The organism is Bradyrhizobium sp. USDA 336, from assembly GCF_044908355.1.
Classification (GTDB): domain Bacteria; phylum Pseudomonadota; class Alphaproteobacteria; order Rhizobiales; family Xanthobacteraceae; genus Bradyrhizobium; species Bradyrhizobium yuanmingense.
This window is the reverse complement of the sequence record NZ_JBIYDC010000002.1, coordinates 1903181-1928004: the sequence shown is the minus strand read 5'-3', so window position 1 is coordinate 1928004 and position 24824 is coordinate 1903181. Positions and strand designations below refer to the sequence as shown.

The 24824-nt window shown below is 64.2% G+C and carries 22 protein-coding genes; 14 read left to right on the top strand and 8 right to left on the bottom strand.

The window, feature by feature from the left end; genetic code table 11:
• Positions 1-13 precede the first annotated feature (13 nt).
• Together ABIA45_RS09980 and parE are read right to left on the bottom strand one after the other, a co-directional pair.
• Positions 14-796: an outer membrane protein gene (locus ABIA45_RS09980; protein WP_157285880.1), complete on the bottom strand. Its 783-nt coding sequence runs from the start codon at positions 794-796 to the stop codon at positions 14-16.
• A 442-nt stretch (positions 797-1238) separates the two neighbouring features.
• On the bottom strand, positions 1239-3281 hold the full coding sequence (gene parE, locus ABIA45_RS09975) for a DNA topoisomerase IV subunit B (RefSeq protein WP_275499119.1): 2043 nt from the start codon (positions 3279-3281) through the stop codon (positions 1239-1241).
• A 274-nt stretch (positions 3282-3555) separates the two neighbouring features.
• On the opposite strand from parE, the gene ABIA45_RS09970 reads away from it, so the two are divergent.
• On the top strand, positions 3556-4086 hold the full coding sequence (locus ABIA45_RS09970) for a DedA family protein (RefSeq protein WP_157285878.1): 531 nt from the start codon (positions 3556-3558) through the stop codon (positions 4084-4086).
• A 40-nt stretch (positions 4087-4126) separates the two neighbouring features.
• Here ABIA45_RS09970 and ABIA45_RS09965 read toward each other — a convergent pair whose 3' ends face one another.
• Complete coding sequence (locus tag ABIA45_RS09965; RefSeq protein WP_157285877.1) at positions 4127-5128, bottom strand: MBL fold metallo-hydrolase; 1002 nt, start codon at positions 5126-5128, stop codon at positions 4127-4129.
• 369 nt (positions 5129-5497) lie between these two features.
• On the opposite strand from ABIA45_RS09965, the gene ABIA45_RS09960 reads away from it, so the two are divergent.
• Positions 5498-6163, top strand: coding sequence for an FMN-binding negative transcriptional regulator (locus ABIA45_RS09960; RefSeq protein WP_404651886.1), 666 nt, complete (start codon positions 5498-5500; stop codon positions 6161-6163).
• Positions 6160-7143, top strand: a complete 984-nt coding sequence (gene argC / locus ABIA45_RS09955) for an N-acetyl-gamma-glutamyl-phosphate reductase (RefSeq protein WP_036022938.1) — start codon at positions 6160-6162, stop codon at positions 7141-7143. Before ABIA45_RS09960 ends, argC begins: the two co-directional genes overlap by 4 nt.
• A gap of 150 nt (positions 7144-7293) precedes the next feature.
• On the opposite strand, the gene ABIA45_RS09950 is transcribed toward argC, so the two are convergent.
• Both ABIA45_RS09950 and ABIA45_RS09945 read right to left on the bottom strand, forming a co-directional pair.
• The gene (locus ABIA45_RS09950; RefSeq protein ID WP_271546649.1) at positions 7294-7692 is read right to left on the bottom strand and encodes an MAPEG family protein; all 399 of its coding nucleotides are present in this window, start codon (positions 7690-7692) and stop codon (positions 7294-7296) included.
• 121 nt (positions 7693-7813) lie between these two features.
• The gene (locus ABIA45_RS09945; protein WP_404541297.1) at positions 7814-9622 is read right to left on the bottom strand and encodes a PHA/PHB synthase family protein; all 1809 of its coding nucleotides are present in this window, start codon (positions 9620-9622) and stop codon (positions 7814-7816) included.
• Between the two features lie 253 nt (positions 9623-9875).
• On the opposite strand from ABIA45_RS09945, the gene ABIA45_RS09940 reads away from it, so the two are divergent.
• The 7 genes from ABIA45_RS09940 (at position 9876) to ABIA45_RS09910 (ending at position 15921) form a co-directional block, all read left to right on the top strand.
• Positions 9876-10151: a hypothetical protein gene (locus ABIA45_RS09940; RefSeq protein ID WP_271546644.1), complete on the top strand. Its 276-nt coding sequence runs from the start codon at positions 9876-9878 to the stop codon at positions 10149-10151.
• Between the two features lie 228 nt (positions 10152-10379).
• The gene (locus ABIA45_RS09935; RefSeq protein WP_271546642.1) at positions 10380-11600 is read left to right on the top strand and encodes an LL-diaminopimelate aminotransferase; all 1221 of its coding nucleotides are present in this window, start codon (positions 10380-10382) and stop codon (positions 11598-11600) included.
• A 28-nt stretch (positions 11601-11628) separates the two neighbouring features.
• A complete protein-coding gene (locus ABIA45_RS09930; protein ID WP_157285872.1) occupies positions 11629-12945 on the top strand; it encodes a homoserine dehydrogenase in 1317 nt (438 codons plus the stop codon).
• Between the two features lie 165 nt (positions 12946-13110).
• On the top strand, positions 13111-14112 hold the full coding sequence (gene glpX / locus ABIA45_RS09925; RefSeq protein ID WP_157285871.1) for a class II fructose-bisphosphatase: 1002 nt from the start codon (positions 13111-13113) through the stop codon (positions 14110-14112).
• A 169-nt stretch (positions 14113-14281) separates the two neighbouring features.
• Entirely contained in the window at positions 14282-15001 is a 720-nt protein-coding gene (locus ABIA45_RS09920) for a haloacid dehalogenase type II (RefSeq protein ID WP_404651884.1), read from the top strand.
• Position 15002: 1 nt separating this feature from the next.
• Positions 15003-15416 (top strand): ASCH domain-containing protein, encoded by a 414-nt coding sequence (locus ABIA45_RS09915; RefSeq protein ID WP_404651882.1) that lies wholly within the window; start codon positions 15003-15005, stop codon positions 15414-15416.
• Positions 15397-15921 carry a DUF4269 domain-containing protein gene (locus tag ABIA45_RS09910; protein WP_404651881.1) on the top strand — a complete coding sequence of 175 codons (525 nt, stop codon included), beginning with the start codon at positions 15397-15399 and terminating at the stop codon, positions 15919-15921. The genes ABIA45_RS09915 and ABIA45_RS09910 overlap by 20 nt, the downstream gene beginning before the upstream one ends.
• A gap of 62 nt (positions 15922-15983) precedes the next feature.
• On the opposite strand, the gene ABIA45_RS09905 is transcribed toward ABIA45_RS09910, so the two are convergent.
• The 3 genes from ABIA45_RS09905 to ABIA45_RS09895 form a co-directional block, all read right to left on the bottom strand.
• On the bottom strand, positions 15984-16955 hold the full coding sequence (locus ABIA45_RS09905; protein ID WP_404651880.1) for an MBL fold metallo-hydrolase: 972 nt from the start codon (positions 16953-16955) through the stop codon (positions 15984-15986).
• Positions 16956-17167: 212 nt separating this feature from the next.
• Positions 17168-20182 (bottom strand): autotransporter domain-containing protein, encoded by a 3015-nt coding sequence (locus tag ABIA45_RS09900; protein WP_404651879.1) that lies wholly within the window; start codon positions 20180-20182, stop codon positions 17168-17170.
• A 255-nt stretch (positions 20183-20437) separates the two neighbouring features.
• Positions 20438-21103, bottom strand: a complete 666-nt coding sequence (locus ABIA45_RS09895; RefSeq protein WP_404651878.1) for a GntR family transcriptional regulator — start codon at positions 21101-21103, stop codon at positions 20438-20440.
• A gap of 116 nt (positions 21104-21219) precedes the next feature.
• Between ABIA45_RS09895 and ABIA45_RS09890 the strand changes: the two genes are divergently transcribed.
• Genes ABIA45_RS09890 through ABIA45_RS09875 form a run of 4 tightly spaced genes read left to right on the top strand, consistent with a single transcriptional unit; the run spans position 21220 to position 24821 of the window.
• Positions 21220-22014 (top strand): enoyl-CoA hydratase/isomerase family protein, encoded by a 795-nt coding sequence (locus tag ABIA45_RS09890; protein WP_404651876.1) that lies wholly within the window; start codon positions 21220-21222, stop codon positions 22012-22014.
• Positions 22015-22023: 9 nt separating this feature from the next.
• Positions 22024-23283, top strand: coding sequence for a CaiB/BaiF CoA transferase family protein (locus ABIA45_RS09885; RefSeq protein WP_404651874.1), 1260 nt, complete (start codon positions 22024-22026; stop codon positions 23281-23283).
• A 51-nt stretch (positions 23284-23334) separates the two neighbouring features.
• Complete coding sequence (locus ABIA45_RS09880) at positions 23335-24327, top strand: tripartite tricarboxylate transporter substrate binding protein (protein ID WP_275499097.1); 993 nt, start codon at positions 23335-23337, stop codon at positions 24325-24327.
• Positions 24328-24338: 11 nt separating this feature from the next.
• The gene (locus ABIA45_RS09875; protein ID WP_157285863.1) at positions 24339-24821 is read left to right on the top strand and encodes a tripartite tricarboxylate transporter TctB family protein; all 483 of its coding nucleotides are present in this window, start codon (positions 24339-24341) and stop codon (positions 24819-24821) included.
• The last annotated feature ends 3 nt before the right edge of the window (positions 24822-24824 follow it).

Here is a 24824-nt window from a genome sequence, read left to right as displayed (position 1 = left end):
TCGTGAGATCGGATCAGTACTTCGCGACGACCGGACCGGTCCAGTTGAAGCGGTAGACCAGCGAGGTGCTGATGGTCTGGTTCCAATGGGTGGTGCGGATGCTGTTGGCGAGCGGAACGTTGCCGACGTCGGTCAGCTCCGTGTTGGTCTTGCCGCTGTAGAAGGCCGAACGATACTCGGTCTTCATGAACCAGCCAGGCGAGGTGATGCCGAAGAAGTTCAGGCTGTTCTCGACGCCGCCGCCGACGAACCAGCCGTGACGATCGTAACCGTCGAGGTGGATACCAGCGGGCGTGCCGGCGAGGTTGGTGAAGTTGGTGCGGCCGAAATGCGCGCCCGAGTAACCGCCGTTCACGTAGGAGAGAACGTTCGGTGCGACCAGCCAGCCGAGGCGAACACCAGCAGCCCACGAGGTTTCCAGCTTCTGGCTGCCCGTGAGGCCAAAGATAGGATCCTGGATGGTGCCCTTGATGCTGCCGAACTGACCGTCAGCGAACACACCGGCAACCCAGGTGCCGCTGAACTGCCAGTCGTAACCGGCGCCGACGGTGCCGAACCAACCCGAGCCGCCCTGACGCTGATTGATCGTCAGCGGAACCGCGCCCACCGTGGTCTGCACATGCTGGTCGGTGTTGGAGAGACCGCCGCCGCCGCCGCCGAAGACGTAGAAGCCGGTCCAGTTGGCGACGGGCGCGGGCATCGGAGCCTTCGCATAGGGACGAGCGCCCAAGTCGGCAGCCGAGGCCGAACCGGTCATCGCCGCGATCGCGGTCAAAGCGAGCAATGTCTTCTTCATTTTAAATCCCCAAACCTTGTCGGCGCGAGCGCACTGAAGTCCGTGTCATCTGATGCCTGAACTATAGACGGTTCTTGCCGAAATGCTGTTGCCGGACAGGCACAGTCGCCGGAAAACGCCGGTGCGCGGGTATTTTGCGGCGGCGTCTCCTAGATCTAGAAAAATTGTTATATTTCAATGGCTTGAGCAAATTTTGACGACTCGATCTTGAGTAAGGTTTCGTTAGCAAATTCGGTTTTGTCCGAGACGGAGGCAATCCTGCTCCCGGCCGCAGCATCCGCTGAGTCGCTGGCCGAGTCGCCGCGAGACGCATCCCCGGAAGCAACGAAGATCCCGGCAGCACACAAAGCAAACTGGTCCGAAACAACGGCCGTTGCCCCAAAGACACAGCCCCGGCTTTGGGCCCGGGCTGTGTTGGCGTGCAGCCGGTTTGGTTGCCGCCTCAAACGTCCAGCAGCTCGTCGCTGGCAAACTCGGCCTTGTCCGAGATGAAGGCAAAGCGCGCCTCGGCCTTGGTGCCCATCAGCCGCTCGACCGAATCCGCCGTGGTGTCGCGGTCGTCGGCCAGCAGCACCACCTTGAGCAGCGTCCGCTTGGCCGGGTCCATGGTGGTCTCCTTGAGCTGCGCAGGCATCATCTCGCCGAGCCCCTTGAAGCGGTTCACCTCGACCTTGGCGTTGGCGTTGAACGCGCTCTTGAGTAGCGCCTCCTTGTGGGCGTCGTCGCGGGCGTAGACCGACTTGGATCCGTGGGTCAGCTTGTAGAGTGGCGGCACCGCGAGGAAGAGGTGGCCTTCGTCGATCAGCCGCGGCATCTGGCGGTAGAAGAAGGTGATCAGGAGCGAGGCGATGTGGGCGCCGTCGACGTCGGCGTCGGTCATGATGATGATGCGCTGGTAGCGCAGATCCTCCTCGCGATATTGCGCGAGGGTGCCGCAGCCGATCGCCTGCACGAGGTCGGAGAGCTGCGCATTCGCCGTCAGCTTGTCCTTGCCGGCGGAAGCGACGTTGAGGATCTTGCCGCGCAGCGGCAACACGGCCTGGGTCTTGCGGTCGCGCGCCTGCTTGGCGCTGCCGCCGGCCGAGTCGCCCTCGACGATGAACAGCTCCGAGCCCTCGGTGCCGGCATCGGTGCAGTCGGCGAGCTTGCCGGGCAGGCGCAGCTTCTTGCCGGCGGTCTTGCGCGCGGTCTCCTTCTCCTGCCGCCGCCGCAGCCGCTCCTCGGCGCGGTCGATGACGAAGTCGAGCAGCCGGTTGGCCATGTTCGGATTGCCCGACAGCCAATGGTCGAACGGGTCCTTCATCGCCTGCTCGACGATGCGCTGCGCTTCGGCGGTGGCGAGGCGATCCTTGGTCTGGCCCTGGAATTCGGGCTCGCGCACGAACACTGACAGCATGACGGCGGCGCCCACCATCACGTCTTCAGAGGTGACGGAGGCGGCGCGCTTGCCCTGGCCGACGCGCTCGGCGTGATCCTTCAAGCCGCGCAGCAGCGCGCTGCGCAGGCCGGATTCGTGGGTGCCGCCGTCGGGCGTCGGCACGGTGTTGGTGTAGGAGGAGAGGAAGCCGTCGGCATCCGCGGTCCAGGCCACCGCCCATTCGCAGGCGCCGTGCGCGCCGTTGCGTCCCGACTTGCCGGAGAAGATGTCCGGATGCACCAGCGTGTCGGCGTGGATCGCGGCAGCGAGATAGTCCTTGAGGCCGCCCGGGAAGTGGAACGTCGCTTCCGCCGGCACGTCCTCGACGCCTTTGAGCAGCTCGGGCGCGCAGTTCCAGCGGATCTCGACGCCGCCGAACAGGTAGGCCTTCGAGCGCGTCATCTTGAACAGGCGCTGCGGCTTGAACGCGGCCTTCTGCCCGAAAATGTCGGTGTCGGGCTTGAAGCGCACGCGCGTGCCGCGGCGGTTGTTGACCTTGCCGAGGTCCTCGAGCTTGCCCTTGGGATGGCCGCGCTCGAAGGTCATGCGATAGAGCTTCTGGCTGCGCGCGACCTCGACCTCGAGACGCGAGGAGAGGGCGTTCACCACGGAGATGCCGACGCCGTGCAGACCGCCCGAGGTCTCGTAGACCTTGCTGTCGAACTTGCCGCCCGAATGCAGCGTGCACATGATGACTTCGAGCGCCGACTTCTTCGGGAATTTCGGATGCGGATCGATCGGGATGCCGCGGCCGTTGTCGGTGACGGTCAGGAAACCGTCCGCACTCAGCTCGACTCCGATGAAGGTCGCGTGCCCGGCCAGCGCCTCGTCCATCGAGTTGTCGATGACTTCGGCGAACAGATGATGCAGCGCCTTCTCGTCGGTGCCGCCGATATACATGCCAGGCCGGCGCCGCACCGGTTCCAGCCCTTCGAGCACCTCGATGTCGGCTGCCGTGTAATCGGCTTCCCCGCCACTGCGCGGCGCCGCCTTGACGGCGGTGCGGGGCTTCGGCTCGTCACCGCCGAAGAAATCGTCTTTTGCTTTTGGCTTCAACTGCTTGGACATATATCTTGATGCGTTTTGAGGGCCGCGGAAGCGGCGAATCGGTTAAGCCGACTATGCCACTTCTGACTTGGAAAGGTTACCGTAGGGCGGACTGGGCGCTGTGGGTTGGGAGCGAATCCGGGCGATTTTACGCCGCAGCCTCGCCATTTCCCGGCAATTTGACGTGCCGGCTTGGTGATGTCTGGGTTTTGTGACTTGATGTCACACAAGTCCTTGGCTTACCAGTCCTTTTCATCGAGCAGCACCTTGAGACGGGGCGGGAAGGCTATTTTGGATGGAGCAGTTTGCGCACGCCCTCACTGAATTCGTGCGCGTTCACCAGGTTTGGGCGGCGCCAATCGTGTTCCTGCTCGCCTTCGGAGAGTCGCTCGCCTTCATCTCCCTGCTGGTCCCGGCCTGGGGCGCGCTGGTGGCGATCGGTGCGCTGATCGGGGTCACCGGCATCAACTTCTTTCCGGTCTGGATCGCCGGGGCCCTCGGCGCGGCGCTGGGCGACTGGGTCTCCTACTGGTTCGGCTACCGCTACAAGGAGAAGGTCGCCGAGATGTGGCCGCTCTCGCGCTATCCGGGACTGCTCCCCAGAGGCGAGGCTTTCGTGCGCCGCTGGGGCATCCCCAGCATCTTCATCGGCCGTTTCTTCGGGCCCTTGCGCGCCTCCGTGCCGCTCGCGGCCGGCATCTTCGAGATGCCCTATTGGAGCTTCCAGGCGGCCAATTTCGTCTCGGCGCTGATCTGGTCGGCCGTGCTCCTGCTGTTCGGCGATGTGCTCGCCAAGATCATGGAATGGATCTGGCGAGTGATCTGACCGGGCAACCGCGGCCGCCCGGTCAGGGCGTCAGCGAAGCCTACAGCGATGCGTTCCAGATCGCGGGGATCCAGCGATAACCGGAGCCGTCCTTTTCCTTCTCGACCCGGACGAGACCGGGGAAGGCGGCGTGGAAGGCCTGGATCGGCATCTTCTCGGCAATCGCCATGTCGTAGAGCTTGCGGCGCGTCTGCTGGGCCAGCGGCTTGTCGACGTCGGATGCGATGTTCCATTCGGGATGCTTCACGAACAGGAACGCTGCGCCGGCGGTGATATCCACCTGCACCAGCACCTTCTCGGCGCCGGAGGCGACGATGAAGGAATTGTGGCCCGGCGTGTGGCCGGGGCTCGCCACCGAGGTGATACCGGGCGCGACTTCCTTGCCGGCCTCGTATTGCGTGACCTTGCGGCCCAGGGCATCGAACACGCGGCGGATGTTCTTGAAATTGTTCTCGAGGATCGGATTGCCCATCCCCTTGCTCATCTCGCCGTCATCCATCCAGAACTTCCATTCCACCGCCGGAACCATGATCTCGGCATTGGGGAAGGCGGGCTTGTTCTCGGCCGCCAGCAGGCCGTTGATGTGGTCGCCATGGAAATGGGAGATGATGACGGTATCGACCGCCGCGCGGTCGATACCGGCGGCGGCGAGATTGTTTTGGAATTGGCCGACCTTGCCCTTCGACTGCGTGAACTGGTCGGGACCGAGCCCGGTATCGATGACGACGAGCTTCGGTCCGGTGTTGACCACCACCGGGTTGAAGGTGTGGGTGACCTTGTCGGCCGGCAGGTGGTGCTCGGCGAACACTTTGTTGATGTCATCCTTGCTGGCGCCGGCGGCGTAATTGTCGGTCAGATTGACGGTCGCAACGCCGTCGCAGACCACCGTGACCTGGTGGGTGCCGACATTGTAGCGATAGAAGCTCGCATTCTGCTTCTCGGCCAGCGGCGCGGCGGCGCCCGCGGGCGAAATCTTCACGAAAGGCAGGAGCGCCGATGCGGCGGCGCCTGCTAGCGTTGCGCGACGAGTAATCTCGGTCATGGTGATGTCCTGAGGCTGGGTGCGAACGGCTCGGGGCCGGCGAAGAGGTTGTGTCCCGCCGGTCGTTCTCGAAAACCCCTACTTTTAGTAGAAATTCCACGGCGGTCCGATGACATCTGTGCGCATCCTGCCGTCCCACTGAACCGATTTACTCTTGACCATGGAACCAGCTGGCATTATAGCCGCGCGCCATGATCAACGCCGCGACCATTCTGTTCGCCCGTCGCCGCCGCCGCAGCTTAGCGGTTTGGGCGGTCGATCGCGTTTGAGATCATCGTCTTTGCCGCTGGACCCGATCCGCGGCATCCTCTCTCCTGTCAGCGCGATCTGATCCGGCGGCCCCCCGAGGAGGCCCAGCAGGAGACCACGATGTACACGCCACCCTTTTTCAAGCAGGACCGCGCCACGAGCCTGAAATTTGCCGAGGAGCGCGGCTTCGGCACGATGTGCGCCTTCGATGGCAAGCGGCCGATCGCCTCGCCGTTGCCGTTCTATTTGACCCATGCCGCGGACGGCACGCCGCAGGCCGCCTTTCATCTCGCCCGTCACAATCCGCTGCTAAAGCTGGCGGGCGGCGAGGCGTCGTGGCTGCTCGCGGTCAACGGCCCGGATGCCTATGTATCGCCGGACTGGTACGTCTCGCCGGATCAGGTTCCGACCTGGCTCTACCAGTCGGTCCATCTGAGCGGGCCGGTTCGGCTGTTGTCGGATGAAGAGCTGGCGGTGCAGCTCGAGACGCTTAGCGCCAAGTTCGAGAGCTGGCTGTTGCCGAAAAAGCCGTGGACGTCCGCCAAGATGACGGCGGGTCGGCTGGAGACGATGAAGAAAGGGATCGTTGGGCTGGTCATGACCGTTGAGGAGGTCGAAGGCAGCTTCAAGCTGAACCAGCACAAGTCGGATGCCGATTATGCAGCGATCGCGAATGCGCTTGACGGCGGCGATGCCGATGCCAAGCGGATCTCACAATTGATGCGGCAGGCAAGGCCGCAGATTTTCGCAGACGACACGAACATGCTCGAAGGGAGCGCATCATGAGCCTCGCTGACACCACCAAAGCTCCGGCCACCAGCGCGGCCAAGAAGCCGGCCACCGTCTTCGTCGACGGCGGCTCCGGCACCACCGGGCTCGGCATCAACGAGCGGCTGAAGCTCCAAAGCGACGTCGCGGTGAAGACCATTGCCGACGACAAGCGCAAGGATCCCGCGGCCAAGAAGGCGCTGATGGAGGAGGTGGATCTTGTCATCCTCTGCCTTCCCGACGATGCCGCCAAGGAAACCGTTGCCCTGGTCGACGGCATGGGGGCTCACGCGCCGAAGGTGCTGGATGCCTCGACCGCCTACCGGGTCGCGCCGGACTGGGCTTACGGCTTTGCGGAGCTGACGCCTGACCAGGCCGGCAAGATCAAGGCCGCGAAGAAGGTTTCCAATCCCGGCTGCTATCCGACCGGCGCGATCGCGCTGCTGCGGCCGATCGTCGATGCCGGCCTGCTGCCGCCTGATTATCCCGTCACCGTCAACGCGGTGAGCGGCTATTCCGGCGGTGGCAAGTCGATGATCGCAAGCTTCGAGGATGGTAGCGCGCCGTCCTTCGAGCTCTACGGCCTCGGCTTCGAGCACAAGCATCTGCCGGAGATGCAGCTCTATTCGAACCTGACACGGCGGCCGATCTTCATTCCCTCGGTCGGCAATTATCGCCAGGGCATGCTGGTCTCGGTGCCGCTCCAGCTCGACACGTTGCCGGGCAAGCCTGGCGGCGCCGACCTGCAGGCCGCGATGGCAAAGCGTTACGCCGGCTCGAAATACGTCAAGGTGATGCCGCTGCAGAACGAGGCGAGCAAGGGCGGCCGGCTCGAGCCGGAGGCGCTCAACGAGACCAACATGCTCGAGCTCTACGTCTTCGCCAGCGACAAATATCACCAGGCGCTATTGGTCGCCCGGCTCGACAATCTCGGCAAGGGGGCATCCGGCGCAGCCGTGCAGAACATGCGGCTGATGCTCGGCCTGCCGGAGGAGTGAGGCAGGCACTGCTCGTGCCCCGGACGCAGCGCAGCACTTCTTCAGTGATGCGCTGCAGAGCCGGGGCCCATCTATGCTTCGCTTGTTGCGTTCTGGGTCCCGGCTCTACGGCACGTCACCAATGTGCCGCGCCTTGTCCGGGACACGAGACTAAACCACCCTGAAGATCGCCAGCACCAGCACGGCCTGGGCGAAGAAGCCGACGGTGAAGGCGAGGGTGCGGAACACCGGAATTCCGAGCGCATAGACGATGATGTGCGCGACGCGCGACCAGAAATAGACCGCGCAGGCAAGCACCGTCCATTTCGTGGAATAGTCGATCGCGTTCAGGATCAGCACCAGCGGGGCGAAGATGACGAGGTTCTCGACCGCGTTGTCATGGGCGAACATCAGCCGGTTTGCCCACTCCGCCTGCGGCTTGTCGCCGCGCGCGGGGTTGGCCATGGCACCGCTCAAACCGCGAACCTGGCAGCGGTTGATGATGTAGGGAACCCACAGAACTCCCGTCAGGATCACCGTCAGTGTCAGCCAGAACAATTCGCGTGTCATAGTGCCGGTCCCCTGTGTCGTCGTGGATTGAGGAGAGAGCATGATCCGGAAAAGTGAGTAGCGATTTTCCGAAAAGATCATGCTCAAACAATTATCCTATACGAAAGCGCGCCGGATTCCGCTACGCGCGAACTCTGACATAGCTGCCGGGCGCGTCCTCGATCGGCGGGAATGCGTCGCTGCCGACCGCGCGCGCCGGGACTTCCTCGGGATCGAGCTCGCCGAGCCACTCCCGCCAGTCCGGCCACCACGAGCCCTTGTGCTCCACGGCGCCCTTCATCCACTGCGCGACGCTGACGTTCTTGATGTTGTCGTTGGTCCAATACTGATACTTGTTCGCGGCAGGCGGATTGACCACGCCCGCGATGTGGCCCGAGCCGGACAGCACGTATTTCACCGGGCCGCCGAAGAATTGCGAGCCGTAGAGCACCGATTCCGCGGGCGCGATGTGATCCTCGCGGGTGGCGAGATTGTAGACCGGCACCTTCACCTTGGAGAGATCGAGCAGGGTGTTGTCGAGCGCCATCGTGCCGGTGGAGAGCCGGTTCTCCAGGTAGCAATTGCGCAGGTAATAGGAATGGTTGGCCTGGGTCATCCGTGTCGCATCGGAGTTCCAATGCAATAGGTCGAATGCGCTCGGCTGCTGGCCCTTCAGATAGTTGCTGACCACGTAGGACCAGATCAGGTCGTTGGACCGCAGCATGTTGAAGGCCATGGCCATCTTCGAGCCTTCGAGCACGCCGACCGTTTTCATGTCCTGCTCGAGTGCCGCGATCTGCTCCTCGTCGACGAACACGAGCAGATCACCGGCATGGGTGAAGTCGACCTGGGCCGCGAAGAACGTCGCGGACGACACGCGCTGGCGGCGCTTCTCGGCGAGCCAGGCCAGCGTGGTGGCGAGCATCGTGCCGCCGACGCAATAGCCGGCGGTATGCACCTTCATCTCGCCGGTGATCTTCTCGATCACGTCCATCGCCGTGAGCGGGCCTTCCTTCATGTAGTCTTCCCAGCCCTTGTTGCCGAGCCGCTTGTCGGGATTGACCCATGAGATCACGAAGACGGTGATGCCCTGGTCGACGCACCATTTGATGTAGGATTTCTCCGGCTTGAGATCGAGGATGTAGAACTTGTTGATCCAGGGCGGCACGATCAGGAGCGGGGTGCGCAGCACCTTCTCCGTCGTCGGGGAATACTGGATCAGCTGCATCATCTCGTTCTGGTAGATCACCTTGCCCGGCGTCGTCGCCATGTTGACGCCGACGACGAGATTGTCCGGGTTGGACTGGCGGATCTTCAGCATGCCCTTGCCGGCGGCGATGTCCTCGGCCAGCATCTTCAGGCCGCGCGCGAGGTTCTCGCCGCTGGACGCCACCGTCTCGCGCAGCACTTCGGGGTTGGTCAGCACGAAGTTCGACGGCGAGAGCGCGTTGGTGACCTGCTGGACGTAGAACTCGGCCTTGCGGCGCGTGTGCGGATCGAGCCCTTCGGCGTCGCGCACCAGCTCCTGCGCCCATTTGGTCGTGAGCAGATAGAGCTGCATGACGAAGTCGAAGAACTGGTTCGACTTCCATTCCGGATCGGCAAAGCGCTTGTCGCGCGGCGAGGGCGCGATCGCGGGCTCGGCGTCCTGACCGGCCATGCGACGCACCGCCGAGCCCCACAGGTCGAGATAGTCCTTGGCAAGCTTGGTCTGGAGATCGGACGAGCGGGACGTGTCCGACAGCCAATATTCGGCGACCGACGTGAACGTCTTGACGACCTCGGCAAGCTCGGCCGGCGGACGGTCCTGCACCTCGCCGCTCTCGCGCGGCTTGAGGTAGGCGGCGAGCGCCTTGCCGCCGCTCTCCATCGCCCGCGCGACGTTCATCGCAAAGGCTTCGGCATCGAACTTCGTCTCGGGTTTCGGCGTATCGGTCGTGGCCATACTCATGAGCAGAACAGTAACGATTCATTCCGTATTCGTCACCGCGAAGCTCGCAGGTTTGACGTTAAACACTCTCGAAGATGTGTTGCACTGCGACAAATCTTCTTGGTTCCGTCACAATCGGGCCGCACGGCTCGGTTTGTTGGGCATCGGCTGTTTTCTCGCTCGCACCATTTGGGCAGCAATGGTTTGAGCTTGGGCACGGTCTTGGGTAAGCTTGCCCGGGGCCGTGCTTTGGGACGAGTAGGGGATTTCCCAAGTGTTGGCGTTATGGGACCTGCAAAAGACGCTGCCGATCTGCGGCGCGGTGCTGATGGCGGCGCTCGCCCTGGGCGGGTGTTCGAGTCAACTCGCGGATCTGGCGCCCGCGGATGCGCCGCCGCGGGCCAGGGAGCCCGGGACTTATCTGCCGGTGCATGATCTGCCGCCGGATCGCGATCAGGCGATCATCCCGCTGGAGCAGCGCGCCAAGATCGAGGCCGAGCTTGCCGCCGCGCGCGATCGCCAGGCCGCCGCCGCCAAGGACGCCAAATAGGCCCGTGGCCGCGAGACCGGCAAGGTAATCGCTGGCGCCTCCGCTTTGCCGTGCTAAAAGACCTCGGTTCAGCCTGGAGTCAGGGCGAACGACTTCAATCTTCGTTGCCGACGATTGCTCTAAGTATTTGATTTTGAGTAATTTTCGCAATGAAGCCTGAGTGCTTTCGTGCCGGCCCTCGCGGCCTGTCGATTCTGTCCTGACCGGTTGCCCGGAGCCCAGAGAGCCATGGAAGAATTTTACCGCATTCGCCGCCTTCCGCCTTACGTGTTCGAGCAGGTCAACCGGGCCAAGGCGGCTGCGCGCAATGCCGGCGCCGACATCATCGACCTCGGCATGGGCAATCCGGACCTGCCGGCGCCGGCGCATGTGCTGGAGAAGCTGAAGGAGACGCTCGGCAAGCCGCGCACCGACCGCTACTCGGCCTCGCGCGGCATCCCCGGGCTGCGCCGGGCCCAGGCCGCCTATTACGCCCGCCGCTTCGGCGTGAAGCTGAACCCCGACACCCAGGTCGTGGCGACGCTGGGTTCGAAGGAGGGTTTCGCCAATGTGGCGCAGGCCATCACCGCGCCGGGCGACGTCATCCTCTGTCCGAACCCGAGCTACCCGATTCACGCCTTCGGTTTCTTGATGGCGGGCGGCGTCATCCGCTCGGTGCCGTCGGAGCCGACGCCGCAATTCTTCGAGACGGCTGAGCGGGCGATCGTGCATTCGATCCCCAAGCCGCTCGCGCTCGTCGTCTGCTATCCCTCGAACCCGACTGCCTATGTCGCAAGCCTGGACTTCTACAAGGACCTCGTCGCCTTCGCGAAGAAGCACGAGATCCTGATCCTGTCCGATCTCGCCTATGCCGAGGTCTATTTCGACGAGAGCAACCCGCCGCCCTCGGTGCTGCAGGTGCCGGGCGCGATGGACTGCACCGTCGAGTTCACCTCGATGTCGAAGACCTATTCGATGGCCGGCTGGCGCATGGGCTTTGCGGTTGGCAATGAGCGCGTGATCGCCGCGCTCGCCCGTGTCAAATCCTACCTCGATTACGGCGCCTTCACGCCAGTCCAGGTCGCGGCGACCGCGGCGCTGAACGGTCCGGACGATTGCATCAAGGAGATGCGCGACACCTACCGCAAGCGCCGCGACGCGCTGGTTGAATCGTTCGGCCGCGCGGGGTGGGAAATCCCGCCGCCGGAGGCCTCGATGTTCGCCTGGGTGCCGCTGCCGGAAGCCTTCCGCAGCGTCGGCAGCATGCAGTTCGCGACCCTGTTGGTGGAGAAATCCGGCGTTGCGGTCTCGCCCGGCGTCGGCTTCGGCGAGCATGGTGAAGGATATGTCCGCATCGCCATGGTGGAAAACGAGCAACGGATCAGGCAGGCCGCGCGCGGCGTCCGCCGCTTCCTTGAAAGCGGCATCGAAACGTTGCACAACGTGGTTCCTCTCGCCAATCGGCGGTAATTCTCTTCTGCAGGTTTTCTGAAGTATCATGGTCGCACCGCTGAAAGTGGGCATAGCGGGGCTCGGCACCGTGGGTGCCGAGGTTATCCGTTTGATCGAAACACAGGCGCGCGTGCTCGCAGGGCGCAGCGGCCGGGGCATCCGCGTGGTTGCGGTCACCGCGCGTTCGAAGGCGAAGAAGCGCGGCATCGACCTGCGCGGCTTCGATTGGGCGAAGGACCCGATCGCGCTCGCCACGCATCCGGAGGTCGATTGCTTCGTCGAGCTGATGGGCGGCGCCGGCGATCCCGCGCTGTCGGCGGTGGACGCCGCGCTCGGCGCCGGCAAGTCGGTCGTCACAGCCAACAAGGCGCTGCTCGCCAAGCACGGCCTCAAGCTGGCCAAGGCGGCTGAAAAGCACGGCGGTGCGCTGAATTTCGAGGCAGCGGTCGGCGCCGCGATCCCCGTCATCAAGACGTTACGTGAAGGCCTTGCCGGAACCGGCATCAACCGCGTCTACGGCATCCTCAACGGCACCTGCAATTACATCCTGACCCGGATGGAGCAGGAGGGCCTGTCCTTCGCCGAATGCCTCAAGGATGCGCAGCGGCTCGGCTATGCCGAGGCCAATCCGTCCTTCGACGTCGATGGCCACGATACCGCGCAAAAGCTCGCCATTCTCGCCAGCCTCGCTTTCGGCACGAAAGTTGCTCAAAGTGCGGTGTATGTCGAAGGCATCTCCTCCATCGCGCCGGAAGATCTTCGCGCCGCCGACGATCTCGGTTATCGGCTCAAACTGCTCGGTGTTGCCGTGCGCACCGCCAAGGGCATCGAGCAGCGCGTGCATCCGACCATGGTGCCGAAATCCTCCTCGATCGCGCAGGTGATGGGTGTCACCAATGCGGTCACGATCGATGGCGAAGGCATTCCGCCGATCACGCTGGTCGGCCCCGGCGCGGGCGGTGCTGCGACCGCATCCGCCGTCGTCGCCGACATCGCCGACGTCGCGCGCGGCATCCGCGCCAATCCGTTCGGCCGGCCGATCGGGCAGCTGCGCGACACCAAGAAGGCGCCGATGGAGCGCCACGAGGGCGGCTATTACATTCGCCTGCTCGCGCGCGATTTCCCCGGCACTGCGGCCGCGATCGCGACGCGGCTTGCCGAGCAGAAGATCTCGATCGAGTCGATCGTGCAGCGTCATCCCAATGGCGGCGCTGCGCCCACTGACGGCAAGGCGGTCCCCGTGCCCGTCATCCTGATCACCTATGCCACACACGAGGATGCCGTGCGCCGTGCGCTCGCCGCCGTGCAGAAGGACAAGGTGATCAGCGGACGGCCGCAGGTGATCCGGATCGAGAAGAACTAGAGCATGACCTCGGACCCGGAGGGCCGCGCAGCGCAAAGTGTTGAGCGTTTTTCCGGAAAGGTCATGCTCAAGCCATAAGGCGGTCGTTCGGTCGAACGAACCGTGGGCGTTGTGAGTTAGCGCGGGCAGGAATCCCGCCCAGAAACGTTTCGAAGGAGTAAGCCGATGTCGACCCATATTGAAGTCCCCCCGCACGCCTTGCTCGAGCGAATTCTCACGCTGGAGATCGTGCGGGTGACGGAGCGGGCGGCGGTGTCGTCGGCGCGGTTGCGCGGCCACGGCAACGAGAAGGCGGCCGACCAGGCCGCCGTCGACGCCATGCGGCGCGAGCTCAACAAGCTGCCGATCCAGGGCACCATCGTGATCGGCGAGGGCGAGCGCGACGAGGCGCCGATGCTCTATATCGGCGAGCAGGTCGGCCTCAAGGCGGGTCCCGAGGTCGATATCGCGGTCGACCCGCTCGAAGGCACCACGCTGTGCGCCAAGAACATGCCGGGCTCGATCGCCACCATGGCGATGGCCGACGGCGGCACGCTGCTGCACGCCCCCGACGTCTACATGCAGAAGCTCGCGATCGGCCCCGGCTACGACAGGGGTGTCGTCGATCTCGATGCCTCGCCGGCCGACAATGTCCGCCGCCTCGCCAAGGCCAAGGGCGTGAAGCCTGAGGGCATCACCGTTCTCGTGCTCGACCGTCCGCGCCATGCCGACATCATATCGAGCGTGCGCTCGACCGGCGCTGCCGTGCGCCTGATCACCGACGGCGACGTCGCCGGCGTCATCCATTGCGCCGACCCCGACAACACCGGCGTCGACATGTATCTCGGCACCGGCGGTGCACCGGAAGGCGTGCTCGCCGCCGTGGCGCTGCGCTGCATCGGCGGCCAGATGCAGTGCCGCCTCATCCTCGATTCCGACGAGAAGCGCGAGCGCGCCGCCAAGATGGGCGTCAACGACCCCAAGATGATTTACGGTATCGAGGACATGGCGCGCGGCGACTGCCTGTTCGCCGCCACCGGCGTCACCACGGGCTCGCTGCTGTCCGGCGTCAAGTTCCGCAAGGACGGCGTCATCGAGACCGAGACGGTGGTGATGCGCTCCGTCACGGGCACCGTGCGCTACATCAAGGCCGAGCACCGCGAGCTGGCGAAGTTCCATCTGGATTGATCCAGGCAACAGCAACTGCCGTCATTCCGGGGCGACGGGACCGCGCGAAGCGCGCGGCCCGGAGAGCCCGGAATCCATCGGACGGCAGATTCCGACGCGAAATGGATTCCGGGCTCGATGCCGCCCATCGCCCCGGAATGACAACAAGAACAATCGGAGGAAAGCGCCCATGTCCGATCTCTCCGCCGTCAAAGCTCTCGTCTTCGACGTGTTCGGCACGGTCGTGGACTGGCGCACCAGCCTGATTACCGACTTCATGTGGTGGGGAAAACGGCGCGGCATCAGCGCGGATTGGACCGCGCTCGTCGACGGCTGGCGCGGCATGTACATGGCCTCGATGGACGACGTGCGCCAACATCCCGAGCGCGGCTACGTCATGCTCGACGATCTGCATCGCCGCTCGCTGGAGCAGCTCGTCGAGAAATTCGCGATCAGGGGCCTCACCGAGGCCGATCTCGATTACCTCACCAAAGGCTGGCACCGCCTGCATCCCTGGCCCGACAGCGTCGCCGGCTTGAGGCGTCTGAAATCAAAATTCGTGATCTCGCCACTCTCGAACGGGAACGTCGCGCTGCTCACCAACATGGCGAAGTTCGCCGGCCTGCCGTGGGACCTCATCATGTCGGCTGAGCTGTTCGAGCACTACAAGCCCGATCCCGAGACCTATCTCGGCGCAGCAAAGCTGCTCTGCCTCAGGCCGGAAGAGGTGATGATGGTCGCGGCCCACAATGGCGATCTCGCCGCCGCGCAGAAGAACGGGTTGAAGACCGCCTTCGTGGCGCGGCCGACCGAATACGGCCCGCTTCAGAAGGTCGATTTCGAAGCAACCGGCCAATGGGACATCGTCGCGAGGGATTTTGGCGGCATCGCGGACAAGCTCGGCTGCTAGGATGGGCAAGGGGATTCCCGAGCCGTATCAGCATCTGCGAACCTTCGCGTTCGGTGACAATCCTGCGCTGGCTGACGAATTGGTCGAGCTCGTCGTCATGGGCATCAAGACCGCGACGTGCAGCACCGAAGATGAGCCGAACACGTCTACGCCAGGTGAGCGCTGGGTCGTGCTCGACGGGCGAGCAGAGCCGCGCTGCGTCATCGAAACCATCGAGGTGACATATCGGCGCTTCAATGAAGTCGACGCAGCCTTTGCACATGATGAGGGAGAAGGCGACCGGAGCCTGGGTCATTGGCGCCGTGCCCATCAATCCTATTTCGGCAGGCTCGGGCGCTATAGCGACGACATGATGCTGATGTGCGAGCGTTTTCGCCTGGTCGAGGTCTTCGGCGATGTCGAGACCGATCGATAGCTACGAAACGGCGATCGGCAGTTCGGGATTGCTCGACGAGCTGCGGGAGTTCGATCCACGCGTGGTCGGGACGCTGCCCTTGGGACTCTCGACGCCGACGAGCGACATCGATGTCGTCTGTCACGTCGTGGACACGGCAGCTTTCGCCGAAGTGGTCTGGCGACGGTACCGCTCCTGTGACGGGTTTGCGCTCTACCAATGGTGCTCCAGCTGGCGGCCGGTGGTCGCCCGCTTCGAATGGGATGGCTGGCCGTTCGAGCTGTTTGGCGATCCGAGGCCGGTCGATCAGCAGGAAGGCTGGCTGCACTTCGAGATCGAGCGCAGATTGCTCGCGCTCGGCGACGGGCGTCTGCGCAAAGCCGTGGCCGACCATAGGGCGCGCGGGATGAAGACCGAGCCCGCGTTTGCCGCCGCGCTCGGCATTGCCGGGGACCCGTATTCCGAATTGCTTGCATTGGGCCGTGAGACCGACGCTCAGCTGCGGGCCCGCCTGGAGTGCCTGTAAGGTTCGCCGCGAGGGACCGCACAGGTCCGGGCGGCCCGCGCCGCCCGGATCTGAACTGACGGCTACAACGTCATCTTCATCGGCTCCGGATAGTAGCGGAAACCATCTCCGGCCTTGGCGACATGACCATAGCCTGGCCAGGCGAAGTGATAGGACATCACCGGGATCTTGTTCGCGGCCAGCATCGTCAGCAGCTTGACGCGCGATTCGGCCGCCTGCTTCGGGTCGGAATCGTAGGAGAACTCCATCCGTGGCTTCTCCAGCAGCAGCACCGAATGGTGCGAGAGATCGCCGAGGAAGGCGAACGACTTGCCTGCCGACGAGACCATGAAGATGGTGTGGCCGACGGTGTGGCCGGGCGCAGCGATCGCCTGCACGCCAGGCAGGAATTCCTCGCCGTCCTTGAAGAACTTGATCCGGTCTCGGACCGGCAGCAGGTTCTTGCGGGCGTGGACGACGAAGTCCTTGGCCGCGCTGCCGAGCTTGCCTTCGTCGGTCCAGAAGTCGAAATCGCTCTGGGCGATGTAGACTTGCGCGTTAGGGAACAGCGGCTTGCCGCCCTCGTCGACGATGCCGCCGATATGATCGATATGGGCATGCGAGCACACCACGGCGTCGATGTCGCCGGGTTTGATGCCGGCCTCGGTCATGCTCTTTTGCTGGCGGCCGGTGCTGGCACCGAACATTTTCGATGAGCCCATGCCGGTGTCGAACAGGATGAGCTTGTCTCCGGTGTTGACGATCGGGGAATTCTGTTCGAGCACGACATTGTCCGGCGACAGGAAATTGTCGGCCAGCATCTTCTTGACCTCTTCCTTGGAAACGCCGGTGAAGGTCCCGGAGGGATCGCCGAGCGGAAGTGGTCCGTCGGATACGACGGTCACCTCGGCATCGCCGAGAATGAAGCGGTGCCAGTAGGGCGTCTGGGTGCCGAGCTTGGGCGCCCGCGCCATCGCGCTGCTGCCGAGCATGGCGCTGGCGCCGAGGCCGGCGCCGAGTGCGAGTAGGGACCGACGCGAGACGTCGAATGTCATCCTTTTTCTCCGCTTTCGTTTTTCACTACGCGTTGTGCGCGTTGTGTTCGGCTCGCGCCGATAGGCGGATGCTGCTCCGGTTCAGATGAGCTAGCAAGTGGAATCGGTTTTGACGATGAGCGCCGCCTGCCGAAGCGAAAGCCATTCCGGCCGCCCGCCAACAATTGTGTCACCTTTGTGTCTGGTGTGTCTGGTGATCGTATGCCCCGGCATCACCAGCTGTATCGGACCACGCCCTTGCCTGCGTAGGAACGCGTGACGTTCGAGAACTCACCCTCGAACGTCCCGGCAGCCGACCAGCCGGTGAGCCACTTCTTCTCGACTGATCCCGTCACCAGCGCGGAGTCCGAGGCCATCGCTGCACCGTTCACGACAAAGCTCGCGCCGGGCAGAGCTTGGAACGTGGCTCCGATGACGCGGTCGGGACTGAAGTCGTGCGCCCAGGCGAGCCGCCCGCGCAAGGTGACGATCCCGTCAGCCTGGGCGAACGATTTGTCCGTGCGCAGGCCGAGCTCGGTGCGGGTGTTAGTGACGCTCTTGGCACCATAGGCCAGCGCGAACAGGTTGCCGCCAACGATGGCCTGTTCGGCGTAAGCCGGCAGGTCGAACGTCGTGAACTGCGCTGCGGCGTAAGGCGTAAGGCCGACCCCCTGCGTGACGAAGCGATAGCCGCCCTCGAGGCGGCCGGAATAGGCGTTGGCGTTGAACTCGGCGCGCAGGCGATCGACGCCGGCAACCGTCACGGTGCGATCTGTGGTGATGTCCTGCCATCCATAGGCCAGCGCACCGGTGATGTAGGCAGGGCCGACGATGTGCCGGAAGAAGGCGCCGACCTGGAACAGGTCGGACCGGCCGCCGCCGAGCGCGTTCGCTACGGTGAAGTTGGTGCCGCCGCCGGCGAGCGCGAAGCCAACCAGCGTATCCCGCGAGATGCGATAATCCGCACCGACGGCGGTGCCATAGAGGTTGCTTGTGGTGGTGTTGGACCCGACGACTGTACTGCCGTCAGTCTGCTGCGCGCCGCCGAAGCCTGCCGCCCAGACGCTCCACCGCTGCTCGAACGACGGTGCAACCGGTGCCTTGGTGTAGATCGCAGCCAGTGCGTCGTTCGGCTTGCGCTTGCGCGCGTACGCCAAGGCGGTCTCATCCGCATAGGCATTCGGCGTGCCGCCCGCACTGACGGGATCGCCGCGGCCCGCAATGAACGGATCGGTCATCACGCCCATGAACTGGTTCATCGCGTTGAAGGTCGCCTGCTGCGGCGCGCTGCCGACCTCGCCGGAGAGCTGGGTCAGGCCGGCGGGCGTCAGGCTACCGAACACCATCGGGATGGTGCCGTTGCTGTTGAAATAGTTGATGATCGCGTTGCCGACGTTCTGCTGATTGACGTTGAGGTTGCCCGATGGAGGCACGAAGTTCAGCGCAAGGTTCAGATAGGCGTGGGTGGCGTCGTAGCTCAGCGTGGTATTAAAGCCCGAAGGCAGGCCGACATTCAGGACCGTCGGATCGAATGTGCCGCTGACGCTGCCTGCGTTGAGAATGGTGTACTGCTTGGCGACATAGCTTCCGGCCGCGAAGCTCGCAGCTACCGTGGCACCGCCGAGGGTCGCATTGCCGGTCACATTGGCAAAAGTCGACGTCGTGGGGTCCACGTAGACAAGATACAACGCCCCGGACTGCATCGCGAGGCTTGCCACGGTCATGGACGTGCCTGGCGCGGCTACAATGCCCGGCGACAAAAGCCCACCCGCGTTGATCTGGGTGGCGCCAACGGTGCCGCTGCCGACCAGTTGGCCGCTTGCGTTCACCGTGGTGAGGACCGAGGATGCAATCGAGCCAATCACGGCGAGGACGCCGCTATTGACGGTTGTTGACCCGGTGTAGGTGTTCGCAGCCGTCAGCAATGTCACGCTCGTTGCGCTGTTGCCATTCTGCTGGAAGGCGCCGGTGCCGCTGATCACGCCTGTGAAGGTGAGAACGTTCGAGCGATTGACGGCGAAAGTGCCGTTGTTGACGACGTTGCCGACAATCGAACCGGTCGTGCCGCCATTGCCGAGCTGCAACGTGTGGCCGGAATTGATGCTGGTCCCACCGGTGTAGGTGTTGGCGCCGGTCAACGTCACAGTGCCGGATGGGCCGAAGCTCAGGCTCAGGCGCCCGGCGCCCTGGATGACACCACCGAAATCGCCGTTCATGATGGATATGGTGGTCGCGGCACTGGATCCGGTGTTTACCGTTCCTGCGCCGAGCAGGTTGCGCAGGGCGCTGGTATGGTCGTTGTAATCGAGGACCGCGCCTGCGGCCACCGTCGTTGAGCCGGCGTTGCCTGTAAGAAACGATAGGATGCTGTCGGTTGCCTGCAACGTGCCGCCGTTGACCGCGAGCGTCGTACCGGTGCTGACGGATGTGCCGACCGCGAACTGCACTTGAACGGTTCCCGTATCCGTTGCGGATCCGAACTGCACATGAGCGTCGTTCATGCTCATGCCGCCCGCGGCCAACAGAGTTGTGCCGGCGCCCGCCGCCAGGGTCGAGGTCGTGGCGGCCGTGAAGGTAATATCGTTCGCCAGTGTCCCGGTGACGGTCGTGCGTAATGTGCCGCCGCTCATGGTCATGGCGCCGCCGCCGAACGCGTCGATCGCGCCCGCAGTTGCGTGACCGCCCGTCAGTGTCCCGCCAGTGACCGCGGTGCCGCCCGCATAGGTGTTGGTGCTGTTCAGCGTGACTCTGCCGGGACCGGCGACCGTCAAGCTGCCGGGACCTGTGATCTGGCCGGTGCTGTCGACCATAAACTCCGCACTCGCGGAGGCCGTCGTGATGACGGTGTTAGAATTGAGCTGAAGAACGCCGCCGGCCGTAATATCGCCGGTCAGGAACGGGTTGCTTGATTGCACATTGATCGCGGCCGAGCCCGCACTGGTCTGCATGATCAGGGTGCCGTTGACGAAACCGAAATTGCTGTTCGTGGCCGAAGAGTTCAGATTCAACGTGCCAATCGTGAACGTCCCGGCCTGCAGATTGACTTGTGGACCTTGATTCGGGACCGTCGCATTGAATGTCGCAACAGCGTCGACTGCGTTGGGAACGGTGGCCGGCGTCCAATTTCCGCTTACGGCCCAAAATCCGGGGCCGCCATTCCAGGTCTGGGCGGCCGCCTGGCCGGAGATCGCCGTGAGCAGACCGGCCGCCACGGCGGGTAGCGCCGCCGTCAATGCGGTACTCGTCAACAGCGCCTTGATTGAACTCGTTCTCCGCCTCGTACGCGAGCCGCCAACCTCAATTGCCAATTCCACAGGGCGCCCCGATGCAATGCGTGGCCAAATGTTCCGAGCGAGACATACGTAGCTGTTTCGCCGCCGGCGGACCACCGGCGCCACTTCTCGTCGCCGACCTCACTGACGATTTCGGGGCGGTGTGATTGCGGGGCAACAGAAGGTTGCTTGTTTTCCGGGCAGCGCGACCACCCGCCGGTGTCTCGCCACTCACGCAATACGCAACGTGGGCTCACTGCCTTCCGTCTCGGCGAAGCCCGCCTGCAGCACCTCTTCGCGCTTGTGACGGAGATGTGCTCGCAGAATATGCGAGAGGCCGACGCCGTCGCGACGCTGGAGCGCGTTGAGGATTGCCTCGTGCTCCTTCACGGCCAGCGCCCAGCGCTGCGCCGTCATCGGCGTGACATAGCGCGCGCGCCGGATGCGCGCGGTCACCGAGGTGTAGAGCCCGGCGAGCACGGGATTTCCTGCTGCGGTCACGATGGCTTCGTGAATGGCACGGTTGCCGCGGTAGTACTGGATCAGGTCGCGCTCGCGATAATGCTGCACCATGTCCGCATGCGCGGCGGCGATTGCGTCGATCTCGGCGTCGCTGATGCGCTCGCAGGCGAGCTCGCCGGCGAGGGCCTCCAATCCCTGGCAGACCTCGAACAGGTCGCGCATGTCCTTGTCGGTCAGCTTTGCCGCGCGCGAGCCGCGATGCGGCAGCAGCTGCACGAGCCCTTCCGCGGCCAGCACCTTGAGCGCCTCGCGCAAGGGCGTGCGCGAAATTTCGAGCCGCTCGCACAGCTCGCGCTCGGGAATCCGCGCGCCCGGCGGGATTTCGCCGTCCAGCAGGATGGCGCGGATGCGGTTGACGACCTCGTCGTGAAGCATGGCTCTGAGCTCAATTTGAATGCAAAATCGAACTTATATGGGGGAATTGTCAAGTTCCAGCTTGAAAATTCCAAGTTTTGCATTCAAAAATGCAAAAAACAGAAAGGTATGAGGAAATGGACCTGCAAGTGGAGGCAGAAGACCTCGTGTTCGAGTGCGACGGCGGCATCGGGCGGATCACCTTCAATCGCCCGCAGGCCCGCAATGCCTTCACTTTCGCCATGTACGAGCGGCTTGCCGCGATCTGCGAGGAGGCCAACCGCGACCGTGATATCAAGGTGCTGGTGCTGCGCGGAGCCGGTGACAAGGCCTTCGCCTCGGGGACCGACATCAACCAGTTCCGCGAATTCAAGACACCGCAGGACGCCATCGATTACGAGAGCCGCATCGATCGCGTGCTGACCACGCTCGAGCAGTGCCGGGTGCCAACGATCGCGGCCATCAACGGGTTCTGCACCGGCGGCGGTGCGGGCATTGCCGCGGCCTGCGACCTCCGCATCGGCACGAAAGCTGCGAAGATCGGATTTCCCATCGCCAGGACGCTCGGCAACTGCCTCTCGATGTCCAATGTCAGCCGTCTCACCGCGCTGATCGGCGCTGCGCGCGTCAAGGATCTGATCTTCACCGCGCGCCTCGTCGACGCAGCGGAGGCCGCAAGCGTTGGCCTGCTCGGCGAGGTCGTCGAGGACATCGCCGCGCTGGACAAGCGGGCCGACGAGGTCGCCCGCCTCGTCGCGAGCCATGCGCCGCTGACGCTGAATGCGACCAAGCAGGCTGTCAGTCGTCTGCAACGGCGGCTGACGCAGGACGAAGGCGAAGACCTCATCCTGATGTGCTACACGAGCCAGGATTTTCGTGAAGGGCTCGATGCTTTCCTCAACAAGCGCGCGCCGCAATGGCGCGGCCAATAGGACGAGCCGATGCAAAGCGATCGATCGCAATCCACCTCTCGCCGTTCGGGACCGCTGGCCGGCCTCAAGGTCATTGACCTCACCCACGTCATGGCGGGACCGACCTGCACCCTGATGCTCGCCGACATGGGCGCCGACGTCATCAAGATCGAGAAATGGCCGAACGGCGACGACACCCGTCATTCGGTGCCGCCGAAGATCGGGGACGAGGCGGCCTCGTTCCTGATGATGAACCGCAACAAGCGCGGCATCGTGCTCGATCTCAAGACCGACGGCGGCAAAGAGGTGCTGCGCCGGCTGATCGCCGATGCCGACGTGCTGGTCGAGAACTTTGCGCCGGGCGCGATGGAGCGCCTCGGCTTCGGCTACGAGGCGCTGCACGCGGAATTCCCGGCGCTGATCTATTGCTCGCTGTCGGGCTTCGGCCGCACCGGCCCCTACAAGCACCGCAGGGGTTTCGATCTCGTCGCGCAGGCCATGAGCGGCATCATGAGCTTCACCGGCGAGCGGCCCGACGGTCCGCCCGTCAAGTGCGGCCCACCGCTGTCCGACATCACCGCCGGCCTGCTCGCGAGCATGGGTATCCTGGCGGCCTACACCCATCGCCTCAAGACCGGTGAAGGGCAGTGGGTCGAGACTTCGCTTTACGAAGCTGCGCTGGTGCAGACCTATTGGCAGTCGACCATCGCGCTCGCGGCGGGCACCGCGCCGCGAGCGATGGGCTCGGCCCATCCGCTCAACGCACCGTACCAGGCCTTCGAAGCCGCGGATGGCTGGCTGGTGGTCGGCGGCGCCAACAAGAAGCATTGGCTGTTGATGCTGGAAGCGCTCGGCGCGAGCGAGCTCGCCGACGATCCGCGCTTCGTCACCGGTGCCGATCGCATGGCCAACCTGAAAGAGCTCGAGGCCGTCCTGAGCGAGTGCTTCCGCAAGCAATCGCGGGCGCATTGGCTGGCGGCGCTGGACGAGAAGGGCGTGCCGTGCGGCCCCGTGCACGACATGCTGGAGGCCCTCAGCGACCCGCAGACGCTGGCGCGCGAGATGGTCGTCGAGGTCGAGCACTCCACGCTCGGTCCCGTCAAGACGATCGGGCTTCCCATCAAGTTTTCGGAGACCCCGGGCAAGGTGCTGTCGGGCGCACCGATCTATGGTGAGCACACGCGAGAGGTTCTGGCCGAGCATGGGTTCGACCAGTCACGAATCGAAGCGCTCGAAAAAGAAGGCGCAATCGTCTCGGCCCTGGAAAGATGCGAGGAACACGTCGCCTGACCGGACGTCGATACGACAACAACAAAAGATAAAAATCAGCTGGAGGAAATCATGGGTCGGACGTCAACATTTCTGCTCTCCGCAGCCGTAACCGTGCTCGCCGGCATGATGCCGGCGCTCGCCGCCTGGCAACCGCAAAAGCCGATCGAGTTCGTGGCCACCGCCGGCCCCGGCGGCGGCACCGACAATCTCGCGCGCGCGGTGCAGAACATCATCACCAAGCACAAGCTGATCGAGCAGCCGATCGTCGTCGTCAACAAGGGCGGCGGCAGCGGCGCCGAGGGCTATGTCTACGGCAAGGCCTCCGCCGGCGATCCCTACAAGGTGATCTTCGGCACCTCGAACGCCTGGCAGCAGCCGCTCGTCTCGAAGGTCGCCTTCAACTATACCGATCTCACCCCGATCGCGGCGATGGCGCAGGACGAGTTCCTGCTCTGGGTCAAGCAGGACGCGCCGTACAAGACTGCGGGCGATTATCTGAAGGCGGCCGCAGCGGGCGAATTCAAGATGGGCGGCGCGCAGTCCAAGGACACCGACGAGGTGCTGACGCGCATGATCGAGAAGGTCGGCAAGGTCAAGCTGACCTATATCCCGTTCAAGAGCGGCGCCGAGACCGCCGTGCAGCTCGCCGGCGGACACCTCGATTCCCACGTCAACAACCCCAGCGAAAGCCTCGGGCAATGGCGCGGCAGCACGCAGCGGCCGCTCTGCGTGTTCAGCCCGAAGCGGCTGCCGCAGGGGCCGAAGGTCACTGCGACGGATGGCTGGGGCGACGTTCCAACCTGCGTCGAGCAGGGCCTCGACATCAAGCAATATGAGCAGCCGCGCACGGTGTGGCTGCCCGGCAAGGTCACGCCGGAGCAGGCCGCGTTCTATGTCGACCTCATGAAGAAGGTGCAGGCGACGCCGGAGTGGAAGGACTACATCGAGAAGACCTCCCAGGTCGACACGTTCCTCACCGGTGCCGAGCTCGAAAAATTCATCAAGGAGGACCTCGAGCGCGTCAAGCAGGTCGCGGGCGAGCAGGGCTGGCTGGTGAAGTAAGGCATTACGCCATGATCTCACGCCGCACGCTTGAACTTGCGACAGCCGTGCTCACCGGCAGCTTCGGCGTGGCCGTCGTCGTCTCCAGCCTCGACAATGGCATCGGCTGGTCGAGCGCAGGCGTGGACGCCGGCACGTTCCCGTTCCTGACCGGGATCATCATCGTGGTCGGGAGCCTCACCAATCTGGTACGAGGCGTGCTGCCGGCCGCGACGCTCGCAAACGTTCCCATCGCGATCACGTCCATCGAGCTGCGTCGGCTCGCCGGCCTGTTCGTGCCGGCTGCCATCTTCGTCGCCGCGATCCCGCTCGCCGGGATGTACGTCGCCTCGGCTCTCTACGTCTTCACCGTGCTGGCGATCCCCCAGCACCAATCGGTGCCGCGCGCGCTCGCCATGGCAGGTGCCACGGCGCTCGCGCTCTACCTCGTGTTCGAGCGCATGTTCCAGGTCAGCCTGCCGCACGGCGCGCTCGCTTCGGCGCTCGGGTTCTGAGGG